Here is a 25,869-nt window from a genome sequence, read left to right on the forward strand (position 1 = left end):
ACCATGTGGCCCACGTCACCCTTCCCCACAGGGCTCCCCGTACCGATCTTCCCGACCGACAGGTGGTGTCATACGTGCGCCTGCGCACCCCCCTTGCCCTGCTCGGGGCCGCCGTGCTCGTGCTCGCGGGACCGCCGCTGCTCTCCTCCGGCGGCGACTCCGACTCCGGCACGCAGATTCCCGGCCTTCGCTTCATGGTTCCCAACACGCCCGGCGGCGGTTACGACATCACCGCCCGCACGGCCGCGAAGAACGCCGAGGACGCCGGGCTCACGCACAACATCGAGGTGTTCAACCTGCCCGGCGCGGGCGGCACCGTGGGTCTGAGCCGGCTGGTGAGCGAACACGGCAACGGCAAGCTCGCGATGTCCATGGGCCTCGGCGTCGTCGGGGCCGCCCGCTCCAACCACGCGCCCAAGACCCTCGCCGACACCACGCCGATCGCGCGGCTCACCGAGGAGCAGGACGTCGTCGTGGTCGCCAAGGACTCGCCGTACCGGACGATCGGGGAGCTGATCGACGCCTGGAAGAAGGACCCGGGCAAGATCCCCGTGGGCGGTGGTTCGTCGCCCGGCGGGCCCGACCACCTCGCGCCGATGCTGATGGCGCAGGCCGCCGGGATCGCCCCGAAGTCGGTCAATTACATCCCCTTCGACGGCGGCGGCGAGCTGCTCGCCTCGATCCTCGGCAACAAGGTCGGCTTCGGCGTCTCCGGCGTCGGCGAGTACCTGGACCAGATCAAGGCGGGCGAGCTGAGGGTGCTCGCGGTGACCGGCCCGGAGCGGGTGGACGACCTCAAGGACGCGCCGACGCTGAAGGAGTCCGGCTACGACGTGGACTTCACCAACTGGCGCGGCATCGTCGCCCCGCCCGGCCTCTCCGAGGCTGAGCGGAACAAACTGACGCGCCTGGTCGAGGAGTTGCACGACTCGCCCGAGTGGCGGGAGTCGATGGACAAGAACGGCTGGGACGACGCGTTCCTCACCGGTGAGAAGTTCGGCACCTTCCTGGAAGCCCAGGACAAGCGTGTGGTGTCGGTGCTGAAGGAGCTGGGACTGTGACGACACCGACCGACTCCACCCCCGCCCCGGAGGCGGCCGGCGCCCCGGCGCCCGAGCGCCGCTCCTGGCTGCGGGACCACTCCGAACTCGGCGTGTGCGCCATGCTGCTGGCGCTGGGCGTCCTCGTCCTGACCGACGCGCTCACCATGGACGTCGACATCACCCAGCGCGGTCCGGTCGGCCCGAAGACCGTGCCGATCGTGGTCGGCATCGGCCTGCTGGTGATCGCCGCGCTGCTCGCCGTGGACGTGCTGCGCGGCGGCAGGGGCGAGGCCGAGGGCGGCGAGGACATCGACCTGTCCGAACCGGCGGACTGGCGCACGGTGCTGCTGCTCTCCGGGATCTTCCTGGGCGCCGCCGCGCTCATCGAGCCGGCCGGCTTCCCGGTCGCCGGGGCCCTGCTCTTCTGGGGCGCCGCCTTCGCCCTGGGCAGCCGGCGCGTGGACCGCGACCCGCTGATCGCCGCGGCGCTGTCCCTGCTCACCTACGTCGTCTTCGACAAGCTGCTCGGTGTGCCGCTGCCCGGCGGTCCGCTGATGGGAGTGCTCTGACATGAACGCCCTCAACTCCCTCATGGACGGGTTCGGCACGGCCCTGTCCCCGCTCAACCTCCTGTGGGCCGCCCTGGGTGTGCTGCTCGGCACGGCGATCGGTGTCCTGCCCGGCATCGGCCCGGCGATGGCGGTGGCGCTGCTGCTGCCGGTGACGTACGGCCTCGACCCGGTCGCGGCGTTCATCATGTTCGCCGGCATCTACTACGGCGCGATGTTCGGCGGTTCGACGACCTCCATCCTGCTGAACACCCCCGGCGAGAGCGCCGCGGTGGTGGCGGCCATGGAGGGCAACCCCATGGCCAAGGCGGGGCGCGGTGCGCAGGCGCTGGCGGCCGCCGCCATCGGCCACTTCGCGGGCGGCATGATCGGCACGATCCTGCTGGTGGCGCTGGCGCCGGCGGTCGCCGACCTGGCGGTGGACATCGGGGCTCCGGACTACTTCGCCATCATGGTGCTGGCGTTCATCGCCGTGACGTCGGTGCTGGGTTCCTCGCGTGTCAGAGGTCTGGCCTCGCTGCTGATCGGCCTGACCATCGGCCTGGTGGGCCTGGACCAGATGACGGGGCAGCAGCGGCTGACCTTCGGTTCGCTGCAACTCGCCGACGGCGTCGACGTGGTGATCGTCGCGGTCGGTCTGTTCGCGATCGGCGAGGCGCTGTGGGTGGCGGCGCACCTGCGGCGCGGCGCTGCCGAGCCGATCCCGGTGGGCCGGCCCTGGCTGGGCCGCGGGGACGTCCGCCGCACCTGGAAGTCGTGGCTGCGCGGCCCCTTCATCGGCTTCCCGTTCGGCGCGATCCCGGCGGGCGGTGCGGAGATACCCACCTTCCTCTCCTACGTCACGGAGAAGCGCCTGTCCAAGCACAAGGACGAGTGGGGCAAGGGCGCCATCGAGGGCGTGGCGGGACCGGAGTCCGCGGCGTCGGCCTCGGCGGCGGGCACGCTGGTGTCCATGCTGACCCTGGGCCTGCCGACGACGGCGGTCGCGGCGGTCATGCTGGCCGCCTTCCAGCAGTACGGCATCCAGCCCGGTCCGCTCCTCTTCGAGCGCGAACCCGAGCTGGTCTGGGGCCTCATCGCGTCCCTCTTCGTCGGCATGGTGCTGCTGCTCGCGCTCAACCTGCCGCTGGCACCCGTGTGGGCCAAGCTGCTGCGGATCCCGCGGCCGTACCTCTACGCGGGGATCATGTTCTTCGCGGCGGTCGGCGCGTACGCCGTCGGCGGCGAGGTCGTCGACCTGGTGATCCTGCTGATCATCGGCCTGGTGGGCTTCGGCATGCGGCGCTACGGCCTGCCCGTCCTGCCCGCGGTGATCGGCGTCATCCTCGGCCCGAACGCCGAGCAGCAGCTGCGCCGCGCCCTGCAGATCAGCGACGGCAGCGTGACGGGCCTGGTCAACACGCCGTTCGCGGTGACGGTGTACGCGGTGATCGTGCTGCTGCTGGCCTGGCCGCTGCTGAGGCGACCGCTGGCGCGGCCGGCGGGCCGGGGACGGACGCGGGCCGACGTCTGACCCCGGATCCTCGTACCGTGATCCGGAGACGGGTCCTGCTCCGTCCGGCAGGACCCGCATCCGCACGACAGAGGAGAGCCCCATGATTTTCATCACCGCGAAGTTCCAGGTCCTGCCGGAGCACGCGGACCGGTGGCCGGAGATCTCCGGCGACTTCACCCGGGCCACCCGGGCGGAACCCGGCTGTCTCTGGTTCGACTGGTCCCGCAGCGTCGCGGACCCCGCGGAGTACGTCCTGGTCGAGGCGTTCCGCGACGACGAGGCGGGCGCGGCGCACGTCCAGTCGGCGCACTTCCGCGCCGCGCAGGAGCAGCTGCCGGCCTACCTCGCCCGGACACCGCGCATCGTGAACGCGTCGCTCGACCAGGACGACTGGTCGCTGCTGGGTGAGATGGCGGTCGAACGCGACTGACGGGCGTTCGGTCGTCCGGTCGGGGCGGCCTCCGCCGGAGCTAGGGGCGCCCTTCCCCAGGGGGCGCCCGTCGCTCGATCAGCCTTTCAGGGCTTCCACGGCCCGAGCATGTCCTTCATCGCGTCGGTCATCGCGAATTGCAGCAGCGGACCGTACGTGATCCGGCCGACACCGAGGCGACGGAAGCGCTCGACGTCGTGCTTGACCGGGTGGGCCGTGGAGTTCACGGGGATGGAGACCGCGCCCACCACCGCCGCGAGCAGGTCGTCGTCGTCCTGGATGCGCACCGGGTAGACACTGTCGGCGCCCGCCTGCTCCAGGGCGCGCAGCCGCTCGATCGCCTCGTCGAGGACGCCGGACGCGTCCTCGGCGTGCAGGAAGAGGTCGGTGCGCCCGTTGACCCAGACGGGGATCCCCGCGTCGTCGGCCGCCGCGCGCAGGCCGGCGATGTAGCTCGCGTGCTCCTGTGTACTGCGCACGCGTCCGCCCTCCGAGTGGACGGTGTCCTCGAGGTTGAGGCCGACGCCGCCGACCTCGGTGAGCCCGGCGATGAGGTCCGCGGGTTTCTGTCCGTACCCGGCCTCCAGGTCCACGGACACAGGGACGTCCACCGCCGCGATGATGGGCCTGACCGCGGCGAGCACCTCCTCGAAGGTCTGCCCCTCCTGGTCCTCGGCCCCCCGGGAGTCGGCGAGGGGGTGGCTGCCGATCGTCAGCGCGGGGAACCCGGCGCCGGCCGCCGTCCGCGCGGACCACACGTCCCAGACGGTCGGCAGCACCAACGGCTGCTGCTGGGCGTGCAGTTGCTTGAGGCGTTGAGCCCGCTCAACGGTGGTTCGAAAGTCCATGCCGAGGACGCTACCCCGGATCACACGACCGCGAGTCGGTTCACGTCCCGCGCGGTCAGTGGGCGGCCCTCAGCAGGACGAGGGATCCGCGGTATGCGGGGCGGCTGCGCAGGTGCCCGAAGGCCTCGTCCCAGGCGCCGGAGCCCAGGGCACGGCGCAGGGAGATGTCGAACTCCTGGCGGGCGCGGTCGTCGATGAAGCTCCACGCCGAGCAGGCTTGCCGGGCCCCGGGGTCGAGGAGCATCTCGGGGCGGCCGTAGTACGCCTCGTTGAAGCCGTCGGTGCAGTCCAGCGGGATGGGGACCGGCTCGACGGTCACGGTGCCGCCGAGGGCTTCGGTCAGGGCGGCCAGGCGCGGGTAGCGGCGGGCCTCGGTGTCGAGGACGTCGGGCGCGTAGTCGTAGAGCCAGAAGTCGCGCACGAGGGTGGGGTCGCAGGTGAGGATCACGACGGGACCGCGGGTCACACGGCGCATCTCGCGCAGTCCGGCGGCGGTGTCGGACCACTGGTGAACGCTGAAGAGGGCCATGGAGGCGTCGAACCGGCCGTCGTCGAAGGGCAGGTCCTCGGCGACCGCGTCGATCGCCGTCGCCAGTTGGGCGGGCCGCCGCGCGCGCATGGCCAGGGACGGCTCGACCGCGGTGATGGCGTGCGCGGGGTTCTCGTACGAGCCCGTGCCCGCCCCGACGTTCAGGACGGTGTCGGCGCCGCCGAGAGCCTGCGCGACGACCTGGGCGATGCGGGCGTCGGGGCGGCGCGAGCGGGCCCGGCCGGAGCCGGCGTCACCGGCGCCGCCGGCGTGAGTGCGCATGACCATGGGAGACCTCGCCTCGTGGACCGGGACCTGACCGGGGCGGTGACCGCCATGACCGCCCGCCCCGAACAACGTCCCCATCTTGCATCTGCGATGCTCGCTGCAAAAGATGGCTCGCGAATGCTTGGCGGATCGCTCAAACAGCGGAGCATCTGCAACCCGATGCGAATTGTAGGATGTGTCGACGGTCCTTCGCCGGTGCCGCGCAGTTCAGCCCAGCGCCCGGTCGAGGTTGAAGGCCGCGCTGATCAGGGCGAGATGGGTGAACGCCTGCGGGAAGTTGCCGTTCTGCTCGCCGGTGTGGCCGATTTCCTCCGCGTACAGCCCGAGATGGTTCGCGTAGGTGAGCATCTTCTCGAACGCCAGCTGCGCCTCCTCCAAACGTCCGGCGCGGCTCAGTGCCTCGACGTACCAGAAGGAGCAGATCGAGAACGTTCCCTCCTCGCCCCGCACCCCGTCCGGGCTGGCCTGCGCGTCATACCGGTAGACCAGGGAGTCCGCGACCAGCTCCTCCCCCAGTACCTCCAGCGTCGACAGCCACTTCGGATCCGTGGGGGAGATGAATTTGGCCAGCGGCATCATCAACACGGAGGCGTCGAGGACGCTGTCGCCGTAGTGCTGGAGGAACGCCTTCCGTTCGGCCGACCAGCCGCGGTCCATGATCTGGCGGTAGACGGCGTCGCGCGTGCCGCTCCAGCGCGCGATGTCGGCCGGCAGCCCGCGGCGCCGGGCCAGGCGCATCGCCCGCTCGATCGCCACCCAGCACATCAGTCGCGAGTAGAGGTAGCTCTTGCGTTCGCCGCGGGTCTCCCAGATGCCCTCGTCCGGCTGGTCCCAGTTGTCGCAGACCCAGTCGACCAGGCCGCAGACCGTGTCCCAGTGGGCGCTGGATATCGGCTCTCCCCACTTGTCGTAGAGGTAGATCGAGTCGACGAGGGCTCCGTATATGTCCAGTTGCAGCTGGCCGACCGCCCTGTTGCCCACGCGGACGGGGGAAGAGCCCTGGTGGCCCTCGAGACCGGGCAGCTCACGCTCGGACAGGTCCCGGCGACCGTCGACGCCGTACATGATCTGCAACGGTCCGCTTCCGGAGTCGGAGGGGTGGGCGTACTCGGTCAGGAAGCGCATGAAAGCCTGCGCCTCCTCGGTGAAACCGAGCCGCAGGAGGGCATAGACGCAGAAGGCCGCGTCGCGGATCCAGACGTACCGGTAGTCCCAGTTCCGTTCGCCGCCGATCTGCTCGGGCAGGCTCGTCGTGGGTGCCGCCACCATGGCGCCGGTCGGGACGTAGGTGAGCAGCTTGAGCGTCAGTGCGGAGCGGTGCACCATCTCGCGCCAGCGGCCGCGGTAGCGCGACGTGGACAGCCACCCCCGCCAGTACCGGACGGTGGCCTGGAACAGTTCCTCCGCCTCGGCCACGGCGCAGACCCGGGGGGCGACGCTGTCCCCGACACGGTCGAGTGCGAAGACGGCGCTCTCGCCCTCGTGGAGCTTGAAGAGCGACCACACGTCCCGGCCGTCGTGCTCCACGGGCACGCTGGAGGTCAGCGCGAGGGAGAGTGAGGCCGACTCGAAGACCGGACAGCCGTGCTCGGTGCGGATGGTGTGCGGCTCGGTCGCGTACTCGAACCGCGGTGAGACGCCGGCCCGGAAGGGCAGTGATCCGCGGACGCAGACCACTCTGCGGATCAGCCGATGACGGTCGGCCTCACGCGAGTTGTCGACGATCGGCATGAAGTCCTGGATCTCGGCCACACCGTCATTCGCGAAGAAGCGGGTGATGAGCACATTGGTGTCCGGGAAGTAGAACTGCTTCGTGCGGGTCGGCACGTCCGGCGCGAGCTCGAAGCTCCCTCCCTTCTCGGCGTCGAGGATCGAGGCGAACACACTGGGAGCGTCGAACCGGGAGCAGCAGTACCAGTCGATCGTGCCGTTCGTCCCCACGAGGGCAGCACTGCGCAGGTCTCCGATCAGCCCGTGTTCCGAGACGGGCAGATACCTGGCACACACGGTGAAGCCCTCCTCCGCCGGAGGAAAGTGCTGTTACGGCTCATTTCATACTAGAACGCAAGACGCCCCCACTTCACTGGGACCGGCCCCGCCCAGGACCGGCACCCCACCGGCGACGCTTCGTGTCGCTGCCGGTGCACATCGTTACCAGGACCGTGTCTGCCATTGCCGGTGGACAGACGGTCACACCAGGTCCGGCAAGTCCATCAACGCGAGTTCGGCCGGGTCGACGACGGCGGTGATCTCGGTGATGCGGCCGTCGGCGACGGTGAACGTGAGCAGGGACAGCGGGATGCCGTCCTCGTTCCAGGCGATGACGCCGGGTCGCCCGTTGACGGTCACGGCATGTCCGTGTGCCGCGCCGCCTGCCACTCGGGCACGGCCGGCGACCTCGGTGGCTCCGATCGTGACGAACCGTCCGCCCGGCGCGTGCACGGTGAACTCCACCTCGGGATGGAGAAGTTCCAGCAGCCGCTCGAACCTGCCCTCACGGGCCGCGGCCAGGAACGCCCCGACCACCTCGCGTCGCTGCCGCCGGTCGCTCGCCGACCGCCGGGCGGCCCGCACCTTGCGGCGGGCGCGACTGGTGAGCATCTTGGTCGCGTCGGCCGACCTGCCGAGGATGGTGCCGATCTCCCCGTGGGGTACGGCGAACACGTCGTGCAGCACGAACGCGAGGCGCTCGTCGGGGCGCAGCGAGTCCAGGACCGTCAGCAGCGCCAGGCCCACCGAGTCGCCCAGTGCCACGAGCTCTTCCGGAGTCGAACCGTCGTCGAGCGTCACGGCGGCTTCGGGCAGCCGGTCGTCGAGGGGCACCGTCGGGCGCGTGCGGCCGGAGCGGAGGAGATCGAGGCTGATGCGGCCGACCACGGTGGTCAGCCAGCCGCCGAGATTGTCGATGCCGTCGGCGTCCTGGCGGGACAGCCGCAGCCACGCCTCCTGGACCGCGTCGTCCGCGTCGGCGTGCGAGCCGAGTACGCGGTATGCGACGGCCGTGAGCCGGGCGCGGTGCGCCTCGAAGGCCTCGGCGATCGGATCGGCGGGATGGGCGCCGGACATGGTGTTACCTCCCTGGTAGCTGCTCCGTCATAGGGGTGACGGGCACCAGCCCCGCAAGGTAACCCCGACCAAGGAGAGCACCCTGCCATGCAGAACCGACTGAAGAACAAGAACAGCGACAACCCCGACGTGTGGAAGGCGATCGGGCACCTGCACAAGGCGATCGCCGCCGGGGGCGTCGACCCGAAGCTGCTCGCGCTGGTCCACCTGCGCGTCAGCCAGATCAACAGCTGCTCGGCGTGCGTCTTCGCCAGTGTCGCCGGCGGGAAGAAGGCCGGTGAGAGCGACGAGCGGCTGCACAGCGTGGTGGCGTGGCGGGAGGCGCCGTTCTACACCGATGCGGAGCGTGCGGCACTGGCGCTGGCCGAGGCCGCCACCCGGTTGCAGGACGGTGCGGAGGGAGTCACCGACGAGATCTGGGAAGAGGCCGGCGCCCACTTCACCGAGGAGCAGATCGGCGCGATCAACCTGGAGATCGCACTGACGAACTTCTTCAACAGGATCAACCGCACCATCAAGGAGCCGGCCGGCCAGACCTGGGGCTGAGCCCGGCACGCCTCGCACGTCAGCGACCTCGGATACACGGATACAGCAGACTATCGGGACCAACCGGACGAGCATCGCTACGGTGATGCCATGAGGACCTGGCTGCCCGTCGACGCCGTGCCGAGGCTGTCCGGCGCTCTCGCGGTCGGAGCCGTGGTGGGTGTCGCGGTGGCGGTGGCAACCGGTGTCGTCCTGGGAGCTCTGGCCGGGATCGCGGCGACGGAACTGGTCTTCACGCTCGCCGGCTGGATCACGCTGTGGTCGATGGACGCATCCGCCACACGCCGCAATGCCGGACGAGAGGATTTCCGGCCGCACACGGACGAACTCGTCGTAGTGGCGGTCGCCCTGTGCGGCCTGGTGGCCATCGTGCTCCTGCTGCTCCTGGGCACGTCCGACGCCGGACGCGCCGGTGCCGCTGTCGCTCTCTGCGGCGTCTTCATGGCCTGGGCCACCGTGCACCTGATGTACGCGACCCGCTACGCCTACGTGTACTACGCGGCGCACGGCGGAATCGACTTCAATTCCGACGCCCCACCGTCGTACCGGGACTTTCTGTATTTCAGCTACAACCTCGGCATGACCTATCAGGTGTCCGACACCAACGTCTCCAGCGGAGCGATTCGCGTGATCGTTCTGCGTCATTGCCTGCTGTCCTACATTTTCGGCACCAGCATTCTGGCGACCGCCATCAACCTCGTTGCCGGACTTGTCACGGGCTGACCGTGGTCGGGTTTCCCCACATGGTCGCCGCCGGCGCGCGTCCGGCCGAGCCGGGAGCCAGGATGTTGGATGCACGCTCTGGACCTGGAGGGCTCCATGAGGGAGAAGCCGTTCGGCAAGATCGGCGATGAACTGCTGCGCGTCCGACGTGACGTTTCGCGTGCCGTTGAGGGCAGATCGGCGCCTGCCGGTTTCGGCGTGGATCAGAAGCTGATCACTGCTTTCGGGGCCGGGACACTCTCCCCGGCCGGTCAGCAGGAACTGGCGCAGCAAGTGGCACGGCAGCTGCCGGCTCACTGGTCGCAGCCGAACACCCTCGCCGAAGCCATGTCCCGGTTCGTCGAGGACCTCGGCGGTCAGCGCAAGCTCATCGCCTGGCTGGACGAGTACCCAGGTCTGCCGCGGTTGGTGGCACGGCTGTACGTCCTGATGGGACTCCTCGACCAGTACAGCGAGAACCCTGCCGTCGTCACCGCGCTGCGCGAGTACCGGGAGCGGGAGCCGTACCCGGCGGGTCTCCAGGGCTACCTGGTGCCGCAGACCAACGACGACACGTTGGCCGGTCTCTCCTTCACCATCGAGGAGTTGCTGAGCGACGGTCGGCAGGGGAAGGCGGTCGATCTGGCGCTGGCGACGACCGACTGCCTGCGGCGGGTGGCGCCGCGTGCGGAGGAACTCGATCCCGCGCTGGACGACCTGTCTGAGGTGATGGACCACTCTCACCGGGACCTCCAGGAGGCGGCCGCCGAAGGCTGAGTCCAAGCTCCTCGTCCCTCCCCCACCACCCGACCCGCGTTGTTCGACATGCGAAGAACCATTCATCCCTCCCCCGAGGTCAAGGTGCCCCTGTCCATCCGATCCGCGCCGAGTGGGTCCGGCGCGATCGTCGGACATCGAGGTGTCCGTCGCACTCGGCTGCCGCACGACCAGGTCGGGTGACCCGCCTCGCATGCTCTCCCCTCGTCGCGTCCTTCGGACGATTTCCCGGCACGGCATCGGGCGCTTCATGGCCGACGCGGTCCGCGCACTCGCCCCCCACGGTGTCTTCGCCCTGCACACCGCGGACGGTGCCCTTCTCTTCGCGGCACGCTCGGCACTGGCCCTGGGCTGGCTTGCCCTGCCCCTCACCCTGACGGGCCATCCCGACCTCGCGGTGTACGCCATGCTGGGCGGCTTCACGACCACGTTCGGCCGCAACCTGCCGTACGCGCGGCGCGCTCACGCGCTCGCCTTGGTCGCCGTGGCCATGACGGCGTGCGTGGGCTGCGGTTCGGTCCTGGGCGTCTGGACCCGGCCGTGGGAGGGAGGGGCCGGCGCCGCGGTCGTGGTTGTGGCGACCGCGGTCGTCGCCGGGTTGGCGAAGCTGGCCTGTGACGCGACACAGCTGAGCGGGCTGGGGGCGGTCATGCTGCTGTTCTCGTTCGCCGTGGCAGCCAACGACCCGTCGCCCTGGGCCGATGTCCTCCCCCGGACGGGCCTGGCCGCCGCGGGAGCCGTGGCGGCCTGGGCCCTCGGCATGTCAGGCCGGCTCATCCACCCCGACCGCCCGCAGCGTCTGGCCGTGGCCACGGCTCTGCGGGCCGTGGCCGACCTGCTGGTCGCGCCGTCCGGGGCTGCCGCGGGGCGGGCTCGGCACGTGGCGACCGACGCCGTGCTCAACGCCTACCGCTCACTCGGGCTCGTACCGGCCACGGAACCGCTGCGGCAGAACCACACCTCCGCCGTCGTGGGGCTCAGCCACCTGTCCTGGTCATTGCTGGTCGGCTCGGCACGCCATGGGCTCGCCGACCCTGACGGCACCGCAGTCCTCCTGCGTCGGCAGGCTCGCCTTCTGACGGACCGACGGCGTCGGCCTCCCCTGCTGCTGCCCGAGCTGCCGTGGCCTCCGGAGCCTTCCGGGCGCGCCGGGTCTTCGAGGCCCTCGGCGCCGCCAGACCGAGGCCTGGGGAGGCCGGCGGCGATCCCCGGCCAGACACCGCCGGTCGATCCCGTCGCGCGGCGTGCGGCCGAGCTGTTGGGCCTGCGGCGCCTCGGCATTCCGGATCATCGCGCCGTCCTTGCCGTTCCCGCGCTGCGGATGGCCCTGGGCACCGCGGCGGCCGGCGGGCTGGCCGTGCTCCTCGACCTGCGGCACGGATACTGGGCGGCCATCTCGGCGGCCGCCGTACTGCACTCCGTCAATCTGAGGACCACCGCCCAGCGAGCAGCGCAGCGCACCGTCGGAACGGTCCTCGGCGTACTGCTCGCCCTCGCCCTCCTGGCCACGCATCCCACTTCCGTGGCGCTCGTCCTGGTCATCGTGGTGCTGGAGTTCCTGCTGGAGTACATCGTGGTGCGCAACTACGGCCTGGGGGTCGTGTTCATCACCCCCATCGCGCTCCTGCTCAGCGATCTCGCCGAACCAGCACCGGCCGGCGAGCTGGTCCACCACCGGCTGCTGGGCAGCCTCCTGGGGATCGTCGTCGGCCTGCTCTGCGCGATGCTGGTCGTCCACGACCACGCCGCCCTGCGGACCGAACGTGCCCTCGCCGCCTGCCGGAGGTCTGCCCAACGAGCCGAGTCGGCGCTCAGAGCGGCGTCGAGTCCGCCACCGACCGTCCAGGCGGAGCTCGCCGCGGCCGTGGTCGAGCTGCGCGAAGCGGACGACGCGGCTGCCGGAGAACTGTGGCCCGCCGGACTGGACCCCGCCGAGGTCGCCGCCGCCGAGGAGAACGCGTACGACCTGCTGGCGAAGCTGCACAGCCGGCCCCGGCCGTGATGTCCCTTCGCTACTCAGTGACCGATCGGGGAACGTCCGGGTTCGGGCCGACCTGAAGGCTGAACGGGTCCATGCGGGGGCGACGAGCGTGGGACGAGATGGGGCAGCGGGGCGCTCGAACGCCCTTGGGGACCCTTTGTCCCGATCAAGGGAAAAGTAGCCGTGTTTCGCGCTGAAGGTCTTACGCAGTCACCCGATGACCGCTAGCTTCATTGTTGCGGCCATGTCATGACCCGCGGACAGCCGCACATCGGCGCGACGGCGCGCGCCAGTACTCCCCACACATGCCATCTGACGGGCATGCATGCCTCAACCCCTCACAGCTTCGGGAGACACCTGTGCGCACGAAACGACCGTTAGGAAGCAGAACCCCAGGCCGTCGGCGCTCCCACCTGCCGTCGACGGCCCGTTCAACGCTCCTTCCCGGCCTCGGCGGCACCCACCGCCGGCACAGCGATCGCCTCTGGCCGACGGCGTCGACGCACACTGCCACGTCGGGCATCCCCCGTCGAGGCACAGCATGCCCTGACTTCGCGGTCTGACGGACGGAAAATCCGGGCCCGTCCCGGACCCGATCTCCGCGATGTGAGCTTCGCCGGGGCGACTCCCCCACCACCTCGTCCGGAATCCCCGGCGACGCGCCCCAGCATGCCCGCTGAGCCCCGCACCGCCCTCGCGCGCGGTGCGAGGAGAGCGGTGTCCGACACGCCTTCCGTCGGCACCCCCTCCCGCACTGCGCAACTCCGCAGTCCGTCCCCTCTCGATGAAGGAGATGACGCCGTCTTGCACCGGAAACTGATCGGTACCCTGGCCCTGATCGCGGCGGCAGCGCTGAGTGCCACGCCATACGCCGCGGCGGCGCCCGAGAGACCGTCCCCGCCGTCGGCGCCCACCGCTCAGGCGGCGCAGGCCGCCGCCGACCCCCACTACGAGGTCCTGGTCTTCTCCAAGACGGCCGGATTCCGCCACTCATCGATCGACGACGGACTGGCGGCCCTGCGCGAACTGGGAACGGCCAACAACTTCTCCGTCGACGCCACCGAGGACGCGGGCGCCTTCACGACCGCCGGACTGGCCCCCTACGAGGCGGTGGTCTTCCTCTCGACCACGGGTGACGTGCTGAACGACGCCCAGCAGACCGCCTTCGAGCAGTACATCAACAACGGCGGCGGCTACGTCGGCGTGCACGCGGCGGCGGACACCGAGTACGACTGGCCGTTCTACGAGGGTCTGGCGGGCGCCCTCTTCCAGTCCCATCCCGCCGTCCAGTCCGCCACCGTCCGGGTCGAGGACCGGGCCCACGACGCCACCGCCCATCTAGGCCGGGCCTGGCAGCGCACCGACGAGTGGTACAACTACCGCACCAACCCGCGTGCCTCCGCCCGCGTCCTGGCCTCGCTGGACGAGTCGAGCTACTCCGGCGGCTCCATGTCGGGCGACCATCCGATCGCCTGGTGCAAGGAGTACGAAGGCGGCCGTGCCTTCTACACCGGTGGCGGCCACACCGACGAGTCCTACGGACAGGCCGAGTTCCGCCGCCACCTGCTGGGCGGTGTCCGTTGGGCGGCCGGTATGACCGAGTCGGACTGCCGTCCGGAGACCGGCTACACCAGCCTCTTCGACGGCTCCGGCACCAGCGGCTGGAGCCAGGCGGGTCCCGGCGGTTTCACGCTCGCCGACGACTCCCTGACGTCGCACGGCGGCCTCGGCATGATGTGGTACACCGCCAGGGAGTTCACCGGTGACTACTCCGTGAAACTGGACTGGAGGATGGACGACGACTCCAACTCCGGTGTCTTCCTCGGCTTCCCCGCCTCCAACGACCCCTGGTCCGCGGTCAACAACGGCTACGAGATCCAGATCGACGCCACCGACTCCCCGGACCGCACCACGGGCTCCGTGTACGGGTTCCGGGCGGCGGACATCGCCGCTCGGGACGCCGCGCTCAACCCACCCGGAGAGTGGAACACCTACGAACTCCGCGTCACCGGCGAACGGCTGGAGATCTTCCTCAACGGCCGCAAGATAAACGACTTCACCAACACCGACCCCGCCCGCAGCCTCCGCCAGGGACACGTCGGCATCCAGAACCACGGTGACGGTGACACGGTGTCGTTCCGCAACATCCGGGCCAAGGTCGTGAACGCCGGTCCGTCCGCGGGCGAGGTGAAGGGCGTGAACGGCAAGTGCCTGGACGTCGACAACTCGCAGACCGCCGACGGCACGAAGGTCCAGTTGTGGACGTGCAACGGAACGGCCGCGCAGAAGTGGACGGTGCAGGGAGACGGCACGGTGAAGGCACTCGGCAAGTGCCTCGACGTCTCCAACGGCGGCAGCGCGGACGGCACCCGCGTCCAGCTCTGGACCTGCAACGGCACGGGCGCGCAGTCATGGCAGCCGCAGGCCGACGGCACGATGCGCAACCCGCAGTCCGGCAAGTGCCTCGACGCCTCCGGCGGAACCTGGAACGACGGAACCCCGGTCCACCTGTGGACCTGCCACACCGGCGCCAACCAGAAGTGGACCCTGCCCTGAGGAACCGGGCCTGACGGAGACCGCACCTTCCCGAGACACCTCACCGAGCCCGACGCGGGGGCGGTTCCAGTCCCCGTCCGCACCCTGCCGAGTCCGGGACGACGGCGCGTCCCGGCCGCGGTGGATCTCCCACCCATCCGACCGAGTCCCTCCGCTCCGGGGGACCGTCAGGAGGTCACGTGTATCCACGCCCGCACCCCCACCGCCTGGGCAGACGCCTGGCCGGCGCGCTCGTCGCCTCCCTGCTGGCCGTCGGACTGTCGTCGTCTCCCGCTCCGGCGCAGGACGCGGCCGCCGCCGATCCGCCCCCGCAGGAACCGGGCGTCACCATGCGCGTCTTCGACGTGCAGACCCCGTTGAGCGGGATCTGCACCCTCAAGGCCGGCCAGACGCCCAACATCGACAAGCTGATGCCGGTGATCGACTGGTCCTCGGTCGACGACTTCGGCCTGGAAAGCGGCTTCGTCACGCACGCGCTCGGCAACCTCAACGCCCCGGGCGCGGGCAGCTACGCCTTCCGCCTCACGAGCGACGACGGTTCCCGCCTCTGGATCGACAACCAACTGGTCGTCGATCACGACGGCCTGCACGGTCCGGAGCCGAAGGACGGCACCGCGCAGCTGACGGCCGGGTACCACTCACTGCGCATCGAGCACTTCGAGCGCGACGGGGGCCAGCAGCTGACCCTGGCCTGGAAGCCCCCGGGCGCCTCCGGCTTCTCCGTCGTGCCGAACTCCGCGCTCAGCACGGACGCCGACGTCGTCCGGGTGACCGCGCCCGGCCAGAAGGAGTGCGAGGGCGGCACGGACTCGCCGGGCGACGGTCTGCCCCTGACGGGAGTGCATCCGAACTACACCCTCACCGACCTGCGTCCCGCGGGATTCGAACCGCAGGTCTCCGCGATGGACTGGCTGCCGGACGGCCGGCTGGCCATCACCACCTGGGGCGGCAGCAACAACACCACCGGAGAGGTCTATCTCCTGGACAACGTCACCGGGAACACGGGCCCGGACAAGGTGACGGCGAAGAAGGTGGCCTCGGGTCTCAAGGAGCCGATGGGCATCAAGTACGTCGACGGAAAGCTCTACGTCTCCCAGAAGCACGAGCTGACCGAACTGAACGACACCAACGGCGACGAGGTCACCGACTCCTACCGCAGGGTCGCGACCTGGCCCTTCGGCGGCAACTTCCACGAGTTCGCCTTCGGCCTGCTCTACAAGGACGGCTCCTTCTACCTGAACCTCTCCGTCTCCATCAACTACGGCGGCGCGACGACCGATCCGCAGCCCGCCCAGAACCGCGGCACCACCATCAAGGTGAACAAGGAGACGGGGAAGGTCGACTACGTCGCCGGCGGGCTGCGGACGCCCAACGGCATCGGATGGGGCCCCGAGGGCGGGATCTTCGTCACCGACAACCAGGGCGGCTGGCTGCCTTCGTCGAAGCTGGTCCACATCAAGCAGGACCGCTTCTTCAACCACTACACCAACCCGGACGGCCCCTTCGACAACAAGCCGGTGACCCAGCCGGTGCTGTGGCTGCCGCAGAACGAGATCGGCAACTCGCCCAGCACACCACTCCAGTTGACCGAGGGACCGTTCGCCGGGCAGATGCTCTTCGGCGACGTCACCTACGGCGGCGTCCAGCGCGGCTATCTGGAGAAGGTCGGCGGTGAGTACCAGGGTGCCGTCTTCCGCCTCACCCAGGGCCTGGAGGCAGGCGTCACACGGATCAGCATCGGCCCGGACGGAGCGCTCTACGCGGGCGGCCTGGGCGCGGGCGGCAACTGGGGCCAGGAGGGGAAACTGAGCCACGGCCTCCAGAAGCTGACGCCGAACGGCGCGGACGCCTTCGACATCCGCGCCATGCGCGCCGTACCCGGCGGTTTCGAGCTGGAGTACACCCAGCCCCTCTCCGAGGAGACGGCGGCCGGCCTGGCCGGACGCTACAAGATCAAGCAGTGGCGCTACGTCCCGACCGCCGACTACGGCGGCCCCAAGGTCGACCAGGAGACCCTCACCGCCCAGTCGGCCACTCTCTCCGCCGACGGCAGGAAGGTCACCCTGGCCATTCCCGGCCTCAAGGCCGACCGGGTGGTCCACGTCCGCTCACCGCGTCCCTTCAGTTCCGCGGGCGGCGAGTCCCTGTGGAGCACCGAGGCGTGGTACACGCTCAACAGGATGCCGGGCGCGATCTCCGGCACGGGTGAGGTGAAGGGCGTGAACGGCAAGTGCCTGGACGTCGACAACTCGCAGACCGCCGACGGCACGAAGGTCCAGTTGTGGACGTGCAACGGCACGGCCGCGCAGAGGTGGACGCTGCCCGGGGACGGCACGGTGACGGCACTGGGCAAGTGCCTCGACGTCTCCAACGGCGGCAGCGCGGACGGCACCCGCGTCCAGCTCTGGACCTGCAACGGTTCCGGCGCGCAGTCCTGGCAGCCGCAGGCCGACGGCACGATGCGCAACCCGCAGTCCGGCAAGTGCCTCGACGCCTCCGGCGGAACCTGGAACGACGGAACCCCGATCCACCTGTGGACCTGCCTCACCGTCGCCAACCAGAAGTGGACCCTGCCCTGACCGTGAGGTTCACCGTCCGACGTTGAACGCGGCGGCCTTCACTTGATCGGCGTTTCGTGGAGCAGCGCACGTGAACACGGCCTTCGTCTGATCCTGGGCTCCGTCACGGAGTGGATCAGCGCGAAGGCCGTGGTCGTGCTGCGGCACGGTGAGGCCGGCTCGGAGGGGCGATACCCCGGTCGCGGCCTAGTTGTGATCATCCCGTTCCGGGCCCGGCACGCGGATGATCGTCTTTCCGGGGGTCCGCTTGTCCGGCGCGAAGGCGGAGACAGCCTCGGCGAGCGGCCGGACGGCGCCGACGATCGGCTTGAGACGCCCGTCCCGCAGCCGCTGTGCCAGGTCGGCGAGACGGGCCCGGTCGGGTTCGACGACGAAGAAGACCGCACGCCCGTCGCGGGGGTGGACGGTGGGCGGCTCGGCGATGGTCACCAGGGTGCCGCCGGGACGGACCAGCGCGGTGGAGCGTTCGAGGATCTCACCGCCGATCACGTCGAAGACCACGTCCACCTCCCCGATGTCCTCCAGCTTCTCCGCCTCCAGGTCGACGAACGTGTGCGCACCCAGGCCGAGGGCGGTGTCGCGGGCACCGGACCGGCCGGTGCCGATCACTCGGGCGCCGGCCTCGCGCGCCAACTGCACGGCGATGGAGCCGACGCCGCCCGCGGCACCGTGGATGAGCACGGTCTGGCCGGTGTTCAGGTGTGCGTGGTCGAACAGGGCCTGATAGGAGGTGAGTCCGGAGATCGGCAGCGCGGCGGCCGTGACGTGGTCGACATCGGCCGGGAGCGGGGCGAGGTTACGGGCCTCGACCGCCGTGTACTCGGCCAGTGTGCCGTTGCGGGCCCAGTCGGTCAGACCGAACACCCGCTGCCCGACCGTCAGGCCGGTGGTGCCGTAGCCGAGTGCGGTGACCACGCCGGACAGCTCGTGGCCGGGCACGCTCGGGGTCCGGTCACGGCCGGCCCGGTCGGTCCAGGTACCGGGCCAGTCCAGCTCGCCCGGGGTGAATCCCGCGGCGTGGACCTTCACGATCACGTCGTTCTCGGCAGCATGCGGATGGGGCAGCTCGGAGAGGGTCAGGCCGCTGACACCGGCATCGCGGTCCTGGACGGTGATGGCTTGCATGAGGGGTTCCACCTCGGAGTGGGAGAGGTACAGGAAGCGGGCGTCGCGTCTCGTGGGCGCGGGCATCGCACCCGCGGAAGGCCGACCGCCGCGCCACGACACACCCGGGGCCGAGTCCTCCCCCGCCCCAGCGCTTTTCAGCCGGCGAACGACGGCTGACCAGCCCTTTGGATTTCCAGCCTACGATCGAGGAGGCCCGGACCTCTGGGCCAATTGCACTCAGTGCTGGTGGGCCATTGACGCCGGCCGGCTCGTTCTCGGATCGCGGCCACGTAGGTGAGGTGCACGGCGAGGGGAGGCTGAAGACGGTCGCGGGGCCCAGGACGTCCGGTCGTCCGGTCCGCAGGTCCGCGTCGTGGGCGGACGGTTCCGGCAGGCAAGTTTGCACATGCCGTAGCGGCATGTGGTGTCGTCGAGGGCACCAGAGCACGAAAGGCCCTGTCTGCGATGTATCCCTCCGCCATGCCGCCCCGCGAGGTCAAGATCGGCGATGCCGCCGCCTTCGCCGGAACCACCCCGCGCGCCATTCGCCACTACCACCAGATCGGTCTGCTGCCGGAGCCCGGACGAGGCGGAGACGGACGCCGCCGCTACGGCTACGACGACATGATCCGCCTGCTGTGGATCCGCAAGATGTCCGAGGCCGGCATCAGCCTGGACGACATGCGGGCCGCTTTCGACGAAGCCAGGGGCGTCGAGGATGTCCTGGAACGGCTGGAGGAGACCCTGGCCGCCCAGGAGGCGGCCATCAAGCGTCAGCGCGCGGCGGTCCAGCGCCTGCGGGCCGTGGGCAGCCCCCTGGGTCTGCTGTCGCCGTTGGTCACGGACCGGCTCAGCCACCTGCCCCCTGGCGCACTGCGCCCCTCCGACCTGGACGCCCTGCTGGTCACGGAACGGATCTTCGGGCCGCTGGGAGCCGCGATCCAGGCCGGCGTGTTCATCATCCTGGCGACCCATCCCGGCCTGCGGGCCGAGGCCGACCGCCTCGACGCCGCCGACGCAGCCCTCGATGACACCGTCGACCCGCACGACCCGCGGGTCGACGAACTCGCCGCACGGCACTGCGCCCACCACAAGGCCCTGCTCCAGGCCATTGAGGCGGCCGGACTGGAGGTGGCCGAGGAGAAGCTCTTCGAGATGGACGACGCCGAGGCGAGCGGCGAGGAGGAGGCCGGGATGAGTGCTTTCGAAGCGGTGACCAAGATGCCGTACGGCTTCTCCGCGGCCCGGACGCGGTGCATGGAACTCACGGCACGGCTCCTCGACGGGGACCTCGCCACAGGGAGCTGACGGCTGGGGCGTCAGCCCCGGGCATGCCGCGCACCGGCCGCACTCCGGCGTCACCGGCGTGGTGTCACGAGGGAATCGGTCCCCGGCCCGTCAAGCTCCTCCAGAGCCACCCGTCGCCCGCAGACCGCCAGCAGCAACGTAAGCGCAGGACCCCTGACCTCCGGACCGTCTCCGATGGACAGGTCGGCGTCCACCGCCGTGAGCCGGATGCCGGCTGTCAGCTCCTTGGCTCCGCCGAAGGACGCAGGAGTGCGAGCCTGTAGGCGCAGCGACCGGACGACGGCCTCCGGCGGGTAGGAGCGGCTGATGCCCAGCGGCCTGCGGATGTCCTCACCGTGGACGACCTGCTCGACGAGCCGGCTGTCCAGCGGCGCGGGAGGGGTCGACCTCCGGGAGGCGACCTGCCGAAGCCGCTGCAACGTCTCCTGCGGTGAGGCGCCCCGCGCCCGCTCCACGCCGCGTGCGTTCTGGCGGTCGAAATCGAACCGCTCACGGACCAGACCGACCACAAACCCAAGACGTGTCGTCCGAGCGGTGTCGATCAGGTGCGCGACCACGTCGTGCACGGTCCACCCCTCACAAAGCGACGGCTGCCCCCACCGTTCCTCTTCGAGGTGCGCGAGGTCATCGATCAGCGCGGCACGCTCCGTATGCACCATCGGCCAGACAAGGTTGCGCATGAGTTCATCCTTCACTCGACCCCGGCATTCGTCTGGTGGGACTCCCGGCGCCGTGAGAACTCATCGCCCTTGTTCAGGGGGTGGACCTCAGCGACGGTGCCTGCCACGTCACCCCCGGCGGCTGGAGCAGGGGCGAGGGCTCGGGTCCGGGGTCGTCGGAGTCGACGACCCCGGCAGCCGTGTGATCGAAGTCGGCGGGCCAGCGGGTGTACTCACTGGCCAGGGCGCCGGTCAGGCGTGCCTCCACGAGGTTGGCGGTACTCAAGTCGGTGCCGCGCAAATCAGCCATCCGGAGGTCGGCGCGGTGGAAGACCGCACCCTGCGCGGTGGCCTTGCGCAAGTTCGCCTCGCGCAGGTCGGTCTCGGTGAAGTCGGCGTCACACAAGTCGGTTTCGACCAGCTTCGCGGCCCGCAGGTCGGCCAGGACGCAGCGAGCCCGGCGGAGAATCCCCGTGGTGAGGTCGGCGTGCCGCAGGTTGACCGAGACCAGGGACGCCTGTGTCAGGTTGACGCGGTACAGACTCGCCGCCTCCATGCAGGCGCGGTCGAAGTTGACCTCGGGAAACCACAGCCCGTCGCAGTCCGCTCGGCGCAGGTCGGTGACGCTGAGATTGACCCAGGACTGCTCCCGGCGCCGGCAGAGCACGCCGAGCGCGGTCAGCGCCACCTGGGCGTCGGCGGTGCGGATCTCCAGGGGTGCGATGTCGTTGATGGGCACGTCCGGCGCAGGTGTTTCCGGTCCCGCGGGTGGCCAGGGCAGGTGTGTACGCAGATACGCGGCCTGGATGGAGATGATGGCCTCCCGGTCACGGGTGGACTGCTCCGCGATCCGCCACAGCGCGTGCAACCCGCCGATGCGCACATCCAGCTTGTCGCTGCCGAGCTGGTCGACGGCGCGGCTGAACCGGTCGGTGACGTAGCCTTCCCGGGTGGCGCGCAATCCGTCCTGGCTCACCCGCAGTTGCCGCCAGGTGGCGTACGCACCGAAAAGCACGATCAGGCCACCGACCACCTGCAGAAGCGTCGTGCGGACATCGTTCACCGCCTTCAGCCGGTCCTGTGCGGCGACGCTCGCCCCGGCGAGGTCGTGGTCGACCACCACCCCCGGCAGCACGACGAACAGCACGCCCAGCATGACCAGACCCGCCCCGGCCAATAGACCTGCGGCGATACGACGTCTGACCGGCCCGTCGTACCATCCCCGCCGCCCACGGTCCGGCTCCCCCATCTCCATGGGCATGGGAGCCTAGGCGCCGCTCAGAAGACGATCAAGAGTGAGGCCACGGACCCGCGCCATGAGAACGGGCTTACCGGGTGCACGAGTTGTGAGCCAAGCGCCCAAATATGCTCGTGGTGCAGCTCAGTCCCAACGGCGCGGATCACTCTCCAGTGTCGCGCGGTCCCAGTCGCCGTGCTCGGCGGCAGCCTCGTAGGTGGTGTGGAGGAATTCCATCAGTGCGTGATCGGGATCGCGCGCGGTGCGCACGGTCTCGTACGGCAGCAGGAACTGTCCGTTCTCGGTGCTGTAGTAGGCGCCGTCGGGGCGCACCGGGTGTTCCGCGAAACCGTCCGGCTCGGGGTACGCGTAGGAGTAGAAGGCGCCCTCGTCGCCGCCTCCGGGCCAGAATCCGCAGCTGGAGAGTTCCCGTGAGTAGCCTTCCGCCATTACCCAGTCACCGCAGTTCGGGGCGCCGCCCGGATGGGTGGGGGCCGGCCGGCCGGAGAAGCGGGTGCAGGCCAGGTCCATGGCGCCCCAGAAGAAGTGAACGGGGCTGACCTTGCCCACGAACTCCGCGCGGAAGCGGCCCAGGAGGCGGTTGGCCTGTAGCAGCTGGCGCCAGAAGAGGTGAGCTGCCGTCGCGTCGTAGGAGCAGTGCTGCTCGTCCTCGGCGAACGGGATGGAGGGTTCGACCTCGTTGGGCCGCCGCTGGAAGGCGGCTTCGATGCCCAGCGCGTCCAGGGCCCGCATGGTTTCGGTGTAGAAGGCCGCGACCGACTTGGGCTTCAGGGCCACCTCGCGGCTCGCGCCGTTGCTGCTGCGGATGAGGAGCCGGTGTCCGACGAAGTCGAACTCCGCATCGAAGGCGCCGTCGCCGTAGGGCACCGAGCTGGTCGTCAGGCCCCTCGGGGTGACGTAGAGGGTCACCTGCCACCAGTGGTTGACCATGGGGGCGTGGGCCAGCCGCAGCTTGCCCACGATCTGCGTCCACATGTGCAGGGTGTCACGGGTTTCGGTCCAGTCGGCCACCCGTAGTGAGGGCCATGCTGCGCGGTGCGAGACCTCGGATGCGGTGGGTGAGTGCTGGACGCTCACGGCGTCCACCTCCGCTTCGGCTATCGGTGTTCCGGGTTGCTGGAGTCGGGGCGGCAGCCGGCGTCCCATGCGGTGCGCTGGTTGCCATAAGGCGGGATGCCTCCGGCTGCGCGCAGCATCGCCGCCATGTGGAGCAGGTTGAAGGTCATGAATGTGGTGTTGCGGTCGGTGAACTCATTGTCCGGCCCGCCGGAGCCGGCGTCCAGATATGACGGTCCCGGCCCGGCCTCTCCTACCCAGGCAGCGTCGGCCTGCGGCGGAATGGTGTAGCCCAGGTGCTGCAGGCTGTAAAGGACGTTCATGGCACAGTGCTTGGCGCCGTCCTCGTTGCCGGTGATCAGGCAGCCGGCGACCCGGCCGTAGTAGGCGTACTGACCTGCGTCGTTGAGCATGCTGGAGCAGGCGTAGAGGCGCTCGATCACCTGCTTCATGACAGAGCTGTTGTCGCCGAGCCAGACGGGGCCGCACAGGACCAGGATGTCCGCGTCCATCACGCGACGGTAGAGCTGGGGCCACTCGTCCAGTGCGGCGCCGTGCTCGGTCATGTCCGGCCAGACGCCGGTGGCGATGTCGTGGTCGGCGGCACGGAGGATGTCGGCCTGCGCTCCGTGGTGCCGCATGATCTCCATGCTGCGGTCGATGAGGCCGCCGGTGTTGCTGACCTCGGGTGACCGTTTGAGGGTGGCGTTGATGAACAGTGCCCGCAGCCCGTCGAAACGGGGTCCGTTCCCGTCGGTGGACCTCGCGCCCGCTTCCGTTCCGGGTGCTGCCATGATCGGTTCCCCCTTGGGTGCGTGGTGAGCAGTTCGAGAGCGCCGCGACCAGCACCGTAGGTCGGCACGAGGCGTTTGCCGCCTCCGCCACGCCCACCGGCGGCGAAGCGAACAGGGCGCGGGGATGCCTGGGCGCGGCCCGAGGCGGGCACTCGGCTCATGTCCGTTGGATCCCCACACTCCGTTCAGGAGGTATGGACGATGGCGCAGCAAGACCTGCCGGCTCCGGCCGAGGGGCTGGTCCTCACTCACTTCCTGACCGTCCGCGACGTGGCGGTCTCCCGGCGCTTCTACGCCGACGTCCTGGGCGGGGAGATCGTGCTGGAGGAGAACCCGGCCATCGTGAAGGTCGCCAACAGCTGGATCATCATGAATCCCGGGGGCGGCCCCACCCCCGACAAGCCCGGCATCTCGCTGGAGCCGCCGGGGGACCCTGCGAGGGTGTCCAGCTTCCTCAACGTCCGGGTGGCCGACATCGCCGCCTTCTACGCGGATGCGAGCGCGAAGGGGGCACGGTTCGTGACCGAGCCGATCGACCGCAAGGCGGAGGTGCGCTGCTACATGCGGGACCCGGACGGCTACCTGATCGAGGTGGGGCAGGCCACCGGGATGCTGAAAGGTGTCTTCGCCGACCCGCCCGCGGGCGCTGACGGGTAACGGACGGTTCATTTCCGCACACGGGCGGCTGTGCTTGCCGCACCCAGGACGATCCCACTCAGCCCAGGAAGCTGAGCCGGACCCGGCGGTCGGGGTTGTCCCTGTTGGTGTCCACCAGGCACACCGACTGCCAGGTTCCCAGCTCCAGGCGGCCGTCGATCACCGGCAGGGTCGCGTGCGGGGGGACGAAGGCGGGCAGGACATGGTCGCGGCCGTGGCCCGGGCTGCCGTGGCGGTGCTGCCAGCGGTCGTCGGCCGGGAGCAGGGTGTGCAGTGCGGCCAGCAGGTCGTCGTCGCTGCCGGCGCCGGTCTCGATGATCGCGATCCCGGCGGTGGCGTGCGGCACGAAGACGTTGAGGAGGCCGTCGCGGCCGGCCGCCGCCTCGCGCAGGAAGGACTCGCAGTCACCGGTGATGTCGGCGACGCGCTCCGCCGAGCCGGTGGCGAGGTTCAGGACGCGGGTGGTGAAGGCATCTGACATGGGACCATCCTGACACCGCGGGAAGATCCAGACCCTCGGCGCCGTTGGTAGAAACGTGAACTACACACGCGAGGTCGAGGTCGTCGTCATCGGGGCCGGTCAGGCGGGTCTCGCCGCCGCCTATCACCTGCGGCGCACCGGCTTCGAGCCGGAACGCGACTTCGTGGTGCTGGACCACGCGCCCGGTCCCGGGGGCGCCTGGCAGTTCCGCTGGCCGTCACTGACGTACGGGAAGGTGCACGGCATGCACTCGCTGCCGGGCATGGAGCTGACCGGCGCGGATCCGGCGCGGCCGTCCGCCGAGGTGGTGGGCGGGTACTTCGCCGACTACGAGCGGACCTTCGACCTGCGGGTGCGTCGGCCCGTCGACGTGCGCGCGGTGCGCGAGGGGACGGGCGGGCGGCTGCTCGTGGAGACCTCGGCCGGGTCCTGGTCCGCGCGGGCCCTGATCAACGCGACCGGTACCTGGGACCGGCCCTTCTGGCCGCGCTACCCCGGGCAGGAGTCCTTCCGGGGCCGGCAACTGCACACCGCCCAGTACGCGGGGCCCGAGGAGTTCGCCGGGCAGCGCGTGGTCGTGGTCGGCGGCGGCGCCTCGGGGACGCAGCATCTGCTGGAGATCGCCTCGTACGCCGCTTCCACCACGTGGGTGACCAGGCGGCCCCCGGTCTTCCGAGAGGGGCCCTTCGACGAGGACGCGGGCCGGGCGGCGGTGGCGCTCGTGGAGGAACGGGTGCGGCAAGGGCTGCCGCCGAAGAGCGTGGTGTCGGTGACGGGGCTGCCGCTCAACGACGCGATCCGGGCGGGGCTGGAGTCGGGTGTGCTGGACCGGCAGCCCATGTTCGACCGGATCACACCCGAGGGGATCGAGTGGGGCGACGGGCGGCGCGTGGCGGCGGACGTCATCCTGTGGGCGACCGGGTTCCGGCCCGCCATCGATCATCTGCGGCCGCTGCGGCTGCGGGAGGCGGGCGGCGGTATCCGGGTCGAGGGGACGCGCGCGGTAGCCGATCCGCGGGTCCACCTGGTCGGGTACGGGCCGTCTGCCAGCACCATCGGCGCCAACCGGGCGGGGCGCTCGGCCGTGCGGGACATCAGGCGGCTGCTGGCCGAGGAGGCACCGGTGGCCGCGTGACGCCC

The 25,869-nt window shown here is 70.3% G+C and carries 23 protein-coding genes; 13 read left to right on the forward strand and 10 right to left on the reverse strand.

Features of this window, described 5'->3' with window-relative positions; translation table 11 throughout:
• Positions 1-74: 74 nt before the first annotated feature.
• From ACZ67M_RS25180 to ACZ67M_RS25195, 4 genes are all read left to right on the forward strand, one after another.
• Positions 75-1,061, forward strand: a complete 987-nt coding sequence (locus ACZ67M_RS25180; RefSeq protein ID WP_163016389.1) for a Bug family tripartite tricarboxylate transporter substrate binding protein — start codon at positions 75-77, stop codon at positions 1,059-1,061.
• Positions 1,058-1,612, forward strand: a complete 555-nt coding sequence (locus ACZ67M_RS25185) for a tripartite tricarboxylate transporter TctB family protein (protein ID WP_361355914.1) — start codon at positions 1,058-1,060, stop codon at positions 1,610-1,612. The genes ACZ67M_RS25180 and ACZ67M_RS25185 overlap by 4 nt, the downstream gene beginning before the upstream one ends.
• Position 1,613: 1 nt before the next feature.
• Positions 1,614-3,125, forward strand: a complete 1,512-nt coding sequence (locus ACZ67M_RS25190) for a tripartite tricarboxylate transporter permease (RefSeq protein ID WP_361355912.1) — start codon at positions 1,614-1,616, stop codon at positions 3,123-3,125.
• 82 nt (positions 3,126-3,207) lie between these two features.
• Positions 3,208-3,537 carry a putative quinol monooxygenase gene (locus ACZ67M_RS25195; protein WP_392015374.1) on the forward strand — a complete coding sequence of 110 codons (330 nt, stop codon included), beginning with the start codon at positions 3,208-3,210 and terminating at the stop codon, positions 3,535-3,537.
• An 86-nt stretch (positions 3,538-3,623) separates the two neighbouring features.
• On the opposite strand, the gene ACZ67M_RS25200 is transcribed toward ACZ67M_RS25195, so the two are convergent.
• The 4 genes from ACZ67M_RS25200 to ACZ67M_RS25215 form a co-directional block, all read right to left on the reverse strand.
• Entirely contained in the window at positions 3,624-4,385 is a 762-nt protein-coding gene (locus tag ACZ67M_RS25200; protein WP_469852827.1) for an isocitrate lyase/PEP mutase family protein, read from the reverse strand.
• Positions 4,386-4,440: 55 nt separating this feature from the next.
• Positions 4,441-5,196, reverse strand: a complete 756-nt coding sequence (locus ACZ67M_RS25205; protein ID WP_469852829.1) for a class I SAM-dependent methyltransferase — start codon at positions 5,194-5,196, stop codon at positions 4,441-4,443.
• Positions 5,197-5,409: 213 nt separating this feature from the next.
• Positions 5,410-7,209 (reverse strand): glycoside hydrolase family 15 protein, encoded by a 1,800-nt coding sequence (locus tag ACZ67M_RS25210; RefSeq protein WP_450730197.1) that lies wholly within the window; start codon positions 7,207-7,209, stop codon positions 5,410-5,412.
• A gap of 183 nt (positions 7,210-7,392) precedes the next feature.
• Complete coding sequence (locus ACZ67M_RS25215; RefSeq protein ID WP_469852831.1) at positions 7,393-8,268, reverse strand: sigma-70 family RNA polymerase sigma factor; 876 nt, start codon at positions 8,266-8,268, stop codon at positions 7,393-7,395.
• Between the two features lie 87 nt (positions 8,269-8,355).
• On the opposite strand from ACZ67M_RS25215, the gene ACZ67M_RS25220 reads away from it, so the two are divergent.
• The 6 genes from ACZ67M_RS25220 (at position 8,356) to ACZ67M_RS25245 (ending at position 17,409) form a co-directional block, all read left to right on the forward strand.
• Positions 8,356-8,814 (forward strand): carboxymuconolactone decarboxylase family protein, encoded by a 459-nt coding sequence (locus tag ACZ67M_RS25220; protein WP_392015383.1) that lies wholly within the window; start codon positions 8,356-8,358, stop codon positions 8,812-8,814.
• A 90-nt stretch (positions 8,815-8,904) separates the two neighbouring features.
• Entirely contained in the window at positions 8,905-9,537 is a 633-nt protein-coding gene (locus ACZ67M_RS25225; protein WP_361355900.1) for a DUF1345 domain-containing protein, read from the forward strand.
• Between the two features lie 69 nt (positions 9,538-9,606).
• Positions 9,607-10,293, forward strand: coding sequence for a hypothetical protein (locus ACZ67M_RS25230; protein ID WP_392237902.1), 687 nt, complete (start codon positions 9,607-9,609; stop codon positions 10,291-10,293).
• A gap of 250 nt (positions 10,294-10,543) precedes the next feature.
• The gene (locus tag ACZ67M_RS25235; protein WP_469852833.1) at positions 10,544-12,295 is read left to right on the forward strand and encodes an FUSC family protein; all 1,752 of its coding nucleotides are present in this window, start codon (positions 10,544-10,546) and stop codon (positions 12,293-12,295) included.
• 783 nt (positions 12,296-13,078) lie between these two features.
• A complete protein-coding gene (locus ACZ67M_RS25240; RefSeq protein WP_469852835.1) occupies positions 13,079-14,830 on the forward strand; it encodes a ThuA domain-containing protein in 1,752 nt (583 codons plus the stop codon).
• 179 nt (positions 14,831-15,009) lie between these two features.
• The gene (locus ACZ67M_RS25245) at positions 15,010-17,409 is read left to right on the forward strand and encodes a ricin-type beta-trefoil lectin domain protein (RefSeq protein ID WP_469852837.1); all 2,400 of its coding nucleotides are present in this window, start codon (positions 15,010-15,012) and stop codon (positions 17,407-17,409) included.
• A gap of 186 nt (positions 17,410-17,595) precedes the next feature.
• Here the strand turns inward: ACZ67M_RS25245 and ACZ67M_RS25250 are convergent, their stop codons facing one another.
• Positions 17,596-18,534, reverse strand: a complete 939-nt coding sequence (locus ACZ67M_RS25250; protein WP_469852839.1) for an NADP-dependent oxidoreductase — start codon at positions 18,532-18,534, stop codon at positions 17,596-17,598.
• Positions 18,535-18,981: 447 nt separating this feature from the next.
• Here ACZ67M_RS25250 and ACZ67M_RS25255 point away from each other — a divergent pair, with 447 nt between their 5' ends.
• The gene (locus ACZ67M_RS25255; RefSeq protein WP_392015399.1) at positions 18,982-19,824 is read left to right on the forward strand and encodes a MerR family transcriptional regulator; all 843 of its coding nucleotides are present in this window, start codon (positions 18,982-18,984) and stop codon (positions 19,822-19,824) included.
• Between the two features lie 50 nt (positions 19,825-19,874).
• Here the strand turns inward: ACZ67M_RS25255 and ACZ67M_RS25260 are convergent, their stop codons facing one another.
• The 4 genes from ACZ67M_RS25260 to ACZ67M_RS25275 form a co-directional block, all read right to left on the reverse strand.
• Positions 19,875-20,504: a maleylpyruvate isomerase family mycothiol-dependent enzyme gene (locus tag ACZ67M_RS25260; RefSeq protein WP_392102917.1), complete on the reverse strand. Its 630-nt coding sequence runs from the start codon at positions 20,502-20,504 to the stop codon at positions 19,875-19,877.
• A 73-nt stretch (positions 20,505-20,577) separates the two neighbouring features.
• Positions 20,578-21,738 carry a pentapeptide repeat-containing protein gene (locus ACZ67M_RS25265; protein WP_467323359.1) on the reverse strand — a complete coding sequence of 387 codons (1,161 nt, stop codon included), beginning with the start codon at positions 21,736-21,738 and terminating at the stop codon, positions 20,578-20,580.
• A gap of 126 nt (positions 21,739-21,864) precedes the next feature.
• Complete coding sequence (locus ACZ67M_RS25270; protein WP_392102915.1) at positions 21,865-22,818, reverse strand: DUF5996 family protein; 954 nt, start codon at positions 22,816-22,818, stop codon at positions 21,865-21,867.
• Between the two features lie 20 nt (positions 22,819-22,838).
• Positions 22,839-23,591 (reverse strand): flavodoxin family protein, encoded by a 753-nt coding sequence (locus tag ACZ67M_RS25275; protein ID WP_453438176.1) that lies wholly within the window; start codon positions 23,589-23,591, stop codon positions 22,839-22,841.
• 201 nt (positions 23,592-23,792) lie between these two features.
• Between ACZ67M_RS25275 and ACZ67M_RS25280 the strand changes: the two genes are divergently transcribed.
• Positions 23,793-24,248, forward strand: a complete 456-nt coding sequence (locus tag ACZ67M_RS25280; protein WP_361640588.1) for a VOC family protein — start codon at positions 23,793-23,795, stop codon at positions 24,246-24,248.
• Positions 24,249-24,306: 58 nt separating this feature from the next.
• Here the strand turns inward: ACZ67M_RS25280 and ACZ67M_RS25285 are convergent, their stop codons facing one another.
• Entirely contained in the window at positions 24,307-24,729 is a 423-nt protein-coding gene (locus ACZ67M_RS25285; protein ID WP_392237918.1) for a secondary thiamine-phosphate synthase enzyme YjbQ, read from the reverse strand.
• Positions 24,730-24,784: 55 nt separating this feature from the next.
• Here ACZ67M_RS25285 and ACZ67M_RS25290 point away from each other — a divergent pair, with 55 nt between their 5' ends.
• Positions 24,785-25,864 (forward strand): NAD(P)-binding domain-containing protein, encoded by a 1,080-nt coding sequence (locus ACZ67M_RS25290; protein ID WP_392015409.1) that lies wholly within the window; start codon positions 24,785-24,787, stop codon positions 25,862-25,864.
• The last annotated feature ends 5 nt before the right edge of the window (positions 25,865-25,869 follow it).

The organism is Streptomyces sp. NPDC107500 (assembly GCF_055582785.1).

Coding starts and splice junctions, on each gene's coding strand:
- ACZ67M_RS25200 (WP_469852827.1), bottom strand. CDS start 4,385: ATGGACTTTCGAACCACCGTTGAGCGGGCTCAACGCCTCAAGCAACTG.
- ACZ67M_RS25190 (WP_361355912.1), top strand. CDS start 1,614: ATGAACGCCCTCAACTCCCTCATGGACGGGTTCGGCACGGCCCTGTCC.
- ACZ67M_RS25265 (WP_467323359.1), bottom strand. CDS start 21,738: ATGGAGATGGGGGAGCCGGACCGTGGGCGGCGGGGATGGTACGACGGG.
- ACZ67M_RS25280 (WP_361640588.1), top strand. CDS start 23,793: ATGGCGCAGCAAGACCTGCCGGCTCCGGCCGAGGGGCTGGTCCTCACT.
- ACZ67M_RS25230 (WP_392237902.1), top strand. CDS start 9,607: ATGCACGCTCTGGACCTGGAGGGCTCCATGAGGGAGAAGCCGTTCGGC.
- ACZ67M_RS25250 (WP_469852839.1), bottom strand. CDS start 18,534: ATGCAAGCCATCACCGTCCAGGACCGCGATGCCGGTGTCAGCGGCCTG.
- ACZ67M_RS25195 (WP_392015374.1), top strand. CDS start 3,208: ATGATTTTCATCACCGCGAAGTTCCAGGTCCTGCCGGAGCACGCGGAC.
- ACZ67M_RS25255 (WP_392015399.1), top strand. CDS start 18,982: ATGTATCCCTCCGCCATGCCGCCCCGCGAGGTCAAGATCGGCGATGCC.
- ACZ67M_RS25285 (WP_392237918.1), bottom strand. CDS start 24,729: ATGTCAGATGCCTTCACCACCCGCGTCCTGAACCTCGCCACCGGCTCG.
- ACZ67M_RS25260 (WP_392102917.1), bottom strand. CDS start 20,504: ATGCGCAACCTTGTCTGGCCGATGGTGCATACGGAGCGTGCCGCGCTG.
- ACZ67M_RS25215 (WP_469852831.1), bottom strand. CDS start 8,268: ATGTCCGGCGCCCATCCCGCCGATCCGATCGCCGAGGCCTTCGAGGCG.
- ACZ67M_RS25225 (WP_361355900.1), top strand. CDS start 8,905: ATGAGGACCTGGCTGCCCGTCGACGCCGTGCCGAGGCTGTCCGGCGCT.
- ACZ67M_RS25205 (WP_469852829.1), bottom strand. CDS start 5,196: ATGCGCACTCACGCCGGCGGCGCCGGTGACGCCGGCTCCGGCCGGGCC.
- ACZ67M_RS25275 (WP_453438176.1), bottom strand. CDS start 23,591: ATGGCAGCACCCGGAACGGAAGCGGGCGCGAGGTCCACCGACGGGAAC.
- ACZ67M_RS25220 (WP_392015383.1), top strand. CDS start 8,356: ATGCAGAACCGACTGAAGAACAAGAACAGCGACAACCCCGACGTGTGG.
- ACZ67M_RS25235 (WP_469852833.1), top strand. CDS start 10,544: ATGGCCGACGCGGTCCGCGCACTCGCCCCCCACGGTGTCTTCGCCCTG.